The organism is Deltaproteobacteria bacterium, from assembly GCA_016223005.1.
Taxonomy (GTDB): domain Bacteria; phylum Desulfobacterota; class GWC2-55-46; order UBA9637; family GWC2-42-11; genus JACRPW01.
In genome coordinates this window covers 1-4228 of record JACRPW010000050.1, presented here as the reverse complement: position 1 = coordinate 4228, position 4228 = coordinate 1, and the positions used below count along the sequence as shown (strand labels likewise).

The 4228-nt window shown below is 39.6% G+C and carries 7 protein-coding genes; 6 read left to right on the top strand and 1 reads right to left on the bottom strand.

The features are described from left to right. Positions 1–21 precede the first annotated feature (21 nt). The 4 genes from thiC (at position 22) to HZC45_05980 (ending at position 2883) form a co-directional block, all read left to right on the top strand. Entirely contained in the window at positions 22–1290 is a 1269-nt protein-coding gene (gene thiC, locus HZC45_05995; protein ID MBI5682701.1) for a phosphomethylpyrimidine synthase ThiC, read from the top strand. Then, positions 1287–1895, top strand: a complete 609-nt coding sequence (locus HZC45_05990; protein ID MBI5682700.1) for a TlpA family protein disulfide reductase — start codon at positions 1287–1289, stop codon at positions 1893–1895. Before thiC ends, HZC45_05990 begins: the two co-directional genes overlap by 4 nt. A 480-nt stretch (positions 1896–2375) precedes the next feature. Beyond that, a complete protein-coding gene (locus HZC45_05985) occupies positions 2376–2669 on the top strand; it encodes a BrnT family toxin (GenBank protein MBI5682699.1) in 294 nt (97 codons plus the stop codon). Continuing rightward, positions 2650–2883 (top strand): BrnA antitoxin family protein, encoded by a 234-nt coding sequence (locus HZC45_05980; protein ID MBI5682698.1) that lies wholly within the window; start codon positions 2650–2652, stop codon positions 2881–2883. Before HZC45_05985 ends, HZC45_05980 begins: the two co-directional genes overlap by 20 nt. A gap of 12 nt (positions 2884–2895) precedes the next feature. Here HZC45_05980 and HZC45_05975 read toward each other — a convergent pair whose 3' ends face one another. Further along, positions 2896–3315 carry a helix-turn-helix transcriptional regulator gene (locus HZC45_05975; protein ID MBI5682697.1) on the bottom strand — a complete coding sequence of 140 codons (420 nt, stop codon included), beginning with the start codon at positions 3313–3315 and terminating at the stop codon, positions 2896–2898. Between the two features lie 54 nt (positions 3316–3369). Here HZC45_05975 and HZC45_05970 point away from each other — a divergent pair, with 54 nt between their 5' ends. Then, positions 3370–3564 carry a hypothetical protein gene (locus HZC45_05970; GenBank protein MBI5682696.1) on the top strand — a complete coding sequence of 65 codons (195 nt, stop codon included), beginning with the start codon at positions 3370–3372 and terminating at the stop codon, positions 3562–3564. Between the two features lie 155 nt (positions 3565–3719). Beyond that, complete coding sequence (locus HZC45_05965) at positions 3720–4004, top strand: helix-turn-helix domain-containing protein (protein MBI5682695.1); 285 nt, start codon at positions 3720–3722, stop codon at positions 4002–4004. Positions 4005–4228: the final 224 nt, after the last annotated feature.

The following is a 4228-nucleotide window of genomic DNA, read 5'->3' as shown; positions in this document are numbered from 1 at the left end:
GCACTATTCATGGGAGGTCTTATGACACAACTAATTCAGGCGCGAAACAACATAACAACCCCTGAGATGAAAAAGGTTGCCCTAAAAGAAGGGGTCAGTCCTGAGTTTATAAGAAAGGGCATTGCAGACGGAAACATTGTTATCACAAAGAATAAAAAACATGATATTGAGCCGCTTGCTATTGGCGCGGGTTTGCGCACAAAGGTAAACACAAATATCGGCACATCGCAGGACAGGGTTGATATGGCTCTGGAACTGGAGAAATTAAAGACTGCTGTAGAGGCAGGGACAGACGCTGTTATGGACCTTTCAACAGGCGGACCTGTTGATGAAATAAGAAAGGGAATAATTAGAGAATCCCCTATATCCATCGGAACTGTCCCTGTATATCAGGCAGCGATTGAGGCAGTAAATAAAGGAAAATCTTTTGTTGAACTTACAGCAGATGAACTATTTGAGATTATAGAAAAACATGCAGGGGACGGAGTTGACTTTATTACTGTTCACTGCGGGGTTACAAGAAAGTCTGTTGAAAGGCTCAAAAAAGAAGGAAGAATCATGGGCATAGTAAGCCGCGGCGGTGCGCTTACAGCAGAGTGGATGAACTATAATAAAAAAGAAAACCCATTGTTTGAAAACTATGACAGGCTTTTAGAGATTGCAAAGGAGTATGATATGGTTTTAAGCCTTGGGGATGGTTTAAGACCAGGATGTCTTGCAGATGCGACAGACAGGGGGCAGATTGAGGAACTCATAACACTTGGCGAATTAACTCAAATTGCATGGGACGCAGGCGTTCAGGTGATGATAGAAGGACCGGGACACATGCCTTTAAATCAGATAGAGGCAAATATACTTTTGCAAAAAAGGCTTTGCCATAATGCGCCGTTTTATGTTTTGGGACCTCTTGTTACTGATGTTGCGCCGGGTTATGACCATATAACATCCGCAATCGGAGGCGCAATCGCTGCAAAGGCAGGCGCAGACTTTTTATGTTATGTGACACCTTCAGAGCATTTGAGGCTGCCAACAGTTGAGGATGTCCGAGAGGGGGTAATCGCTTCAAGGATTGCAGCCCATGCAGGGGATATTTCAAAGGGCGTAAAAAATGCGATGGACTGGGATATAAATATGTCAAAGGCAAGGAAGTCACTGAATTGGGACGAACAAATCAGACTTTCAATAGACCCGCAAAAGGCAAGGGTTTTAAGGGAATCAAGCCCGCCTTCTGACAAAGATGTCTGCACCATGTGCGGGAGTCTGTGCGCAATAAAGGTGGGTGGGAAATGAAAGCAGCAAAGGGTGAAAAGCATGCTTTTCACGGGCAAGGGGCAAAGGTCAAAATATTCCAGATTTCACGCATTATGCATCACGCATCACGCATCACGGTTTTATTTCTGCTCACTGCTTACTGCTCACTGCTCACTGTCCTTACTGCCTGCACATCGCAAACAGGCAAAGAGGGCAGCGCTAAACTCCTTGATATAGGCAGTCCTGCCCCTGATTTTTCACTAAAACTTTTTAACGGCAAAGAAATTAAACTAAGCGATTTTAAAGGCAGTCCTGTTGTTTTGAACTTCTGGGCATCGTGGTGCGGGCCATGCAGAAAAGAGGCACCTGAACTTGAGAGTGCCTATAAAAAATACAAGGACAAAGGTGTAGTATTTCTAGGTATAGCAGTTCAGGATAAAAAAGAAAAATCCCTTGGATATATAAAAGAGTTTGGCATAACCTTTTTAAACGGCGCTGATGATACAGGCAAGATTGCAGAGGACTATAAAATCTACGGCATACCAAAGACATTTGTAATTGACAAACAAGGCAAAATAACCTTTGACAGAATGGGAGGCATTACAGAAGACGAACTGTCAAAAGAGATAGAGAAGGTGATGTAATAATGAGAGAAGGAGTCAGAAAATGCCTGCTCTTTTTGTTGATGTTTGCTGTTTATTGTTGGACTGATAAAGGGGATTTATTTTTTTTCTTCCAACAAAGACAATTGAGCGATGTTGATACATAAAAACAAAGGTCTCGACATTTCTAAATTGGCTTAACAGGTTTTAAATACTTGCAAACTTCATACATGGTATGTTAAATAATAACCAATCATAATGGTGGGCGTAGCTCAACGGTTAGAGCATCGGACTGTGGCTCCACAAGGGAACACACAGCATAAGGTATTGAAAATACCCACAAACCCTTATAAATACTTGCTCCGTAGTCATTTCACACCCCCTTTATTCTTGCTTATTTTTTAGGCAAATACCCCCTATTTTAGTATAGTATCTTTACGATTTTATGACAGTGTTTAGATGTTCACTATTTTTTGTAAAATATGTATTGACATTGCATACACAAATATATAAATTATAGTTATGCAGTTTACATGGGATGACAGGAAAGAAAAAGAGAATGTCAAGAAGCATACTATAAAATTTACAGAAGCGGTAGAAATATTTAATGACCCGCTGCATATATCTTTACTGGACACTAGATTTAATTATTATGAGGAAAGATGGATTACGATAGGAGCAATAAAAAAAGGGGGCATTATCACTGTAGGGCATTTATATATTATGCAGCATGACGGAGAAGATATAATAAGAATAATAACGGCTAGGAAAGCCACAAAAAAGGAGATAAGAGATTATGAAGAAATTAGAAGATAAAGAAGACTTTGAACTCAAGGCTGAATACGATTTCAGTAAAGGGATAAGAGGCAGGTTTTACCGACCTCATAAAATATCCATGTCATTAAGACTTGATGATGACATAATCCTTTACTTTAAAAAACTTGCCACCGAAAAAAAGATAGGCTACCAGACTTTAATCAATCAGTCTCTCAGGGAATATTTGAAAGAGCATGGCAGCGCCACAATGTAAACAGGCAAGACTTCAATAGTCATCTTCTTTTTGTTCTTCTTCCTCTTTTTGCCGATTCTTCAACACTAGATTATAGAGTTTTTCTGCGGTTCCCCTCAATCTTACTTCTTCCTCAAACCCCCCGTATCTCCATATATATCTAATTTTTTCAATTAGCTCTGTAAGTTCAGTGTCTTCATTCCCTAATTTCTCCTGCTTCTGCATCTCTCCTTCACCAGTAAGGAGCCAGTCAAGGGATATTTTGCCTGATTTAAATATACCTGCTCCTAATTCAGATATTTTTGTTAATGTAGATATATTTGGCTCAACCTGATTTTTTTCATACTTACTAATAACAGTAGGACCTCCAAGCCCCATCCTTATTGCAAGTTCAGATTGATTTAAACTTAACAATTCCCTTATTTTTCTAATTCTATATCCTAAAGTTTCCATAATTTCATTTTTCCCTTGACATTATTCCCCATTTTCGCTATATATGCCTTCCATATGTTGAAATTAAAACAAAAAATAAAGATAGCGATGGTTGAGCAAAACCTTACCGGCGGCGATGTTGCGCGGGCTATTGGCGTTGACCGCGGCCAAGTTTGGTGGACGATATATGGCAGGATAAAACCCAAAAAAGTAAGAGAGGGCATCTGCAATGCCCTTAATCTGCCGCTTTCCATCTGGGACGATATATAAAGTGGGCAAAATGAAATCCCCAAAAATTCGTAAAGCAATTTGCGAGTCCGTTCATCTGTCAATGACCGTCTGGGACATGCTGGATAACGGGAAAGAACTTTATATCATTTTTAGGAAAAAAGCAAAAGAAAAAGAAAAACAGGATGTATTGAATTATGAAAGATTTGATTAACATCACAGAGGTCGAGGAAATGTTAGGCATCAAAAAGATAACAATTTATCATATGGTTCATCATAAGCGGATTCCTCATATCAAACTAACAGGTAAAATGCTTCGTTTTAGCCGGAAAAAAATAGAAGAGTGGATTGCGGCAAACAGCGTCGAGCCCAGGAAAAGAGATGTAAGCATGAAACGCAGAGGAAGACGGAAAAAGTCTACTAATGGGTTGTCTATAGATGCGCTTGTTGACAGTGCTATATCCGAAGCAATAAAGAATTAAATATAGGCAGGGATGGATAACCATTTCCTAGCCAAAGGAGGGGCTGGTATGTATGAGTGCGAGAAAGCGATACAGGATGTTGTATTGACTCTAACGAGATCATATTTCTGCGAGATTGCCAAACCCTTAAATGCCTATCAACCATACTCTCAAAAAGTGATAGGATTTAAGACTATTTCATTGGATTCTGTGGATGAAGTTGTTGCACAAGTTATAAAAAATAT

Coding starts and splice junctions, on each gene's coding strand:
- thiC (MBI5682701.1), top strand. CDS start 22: ATGACACAACTAATTCAGGCGCGAAACAACATAACAACCCCTGAGATG.
- HZC45_05990 (MBI5682700.1), top strand. CDS start 1,287: ATGAAAGCAGCAAAGGGTGAAAAGCATGCTTTTCACGGGCAAGGGGCA.
- HZC45_05985 (MBI5682699.1), top strand. CDS start 2,376: ATGCAGTTTACATGGGATGACAGGAAAGAAAAAGAGAATGTCAAGAAG.
- HZC45_05980 (MBI5682698.1), top strand. CDS start 2,650: ATGAAGAAATTAGAAGATAAAGAAGACTTTGAACTCAAGGCTGAATAC.
- HZC45_05975 (MBI5682697.1), bottom strand. CDS start 3,315: ATGGAAACTTTAGGATATAGAATTAGAAAAATAAGGGAATTGTTAAGT.
- HZC45_05970 (MBI5682696.1), top strand. CDS start 3,370: ATGTTGAAATTAAAACAAAAAATAAAGATAGCGATGGTTGAGCAAAAC.
- HZC45_05965 (MBI5682695.1), top strand. CDS start 3,720: ATGAAAGATTTGATTAACATCACAGAGGTCGAGGAAATGTTAGGCATC.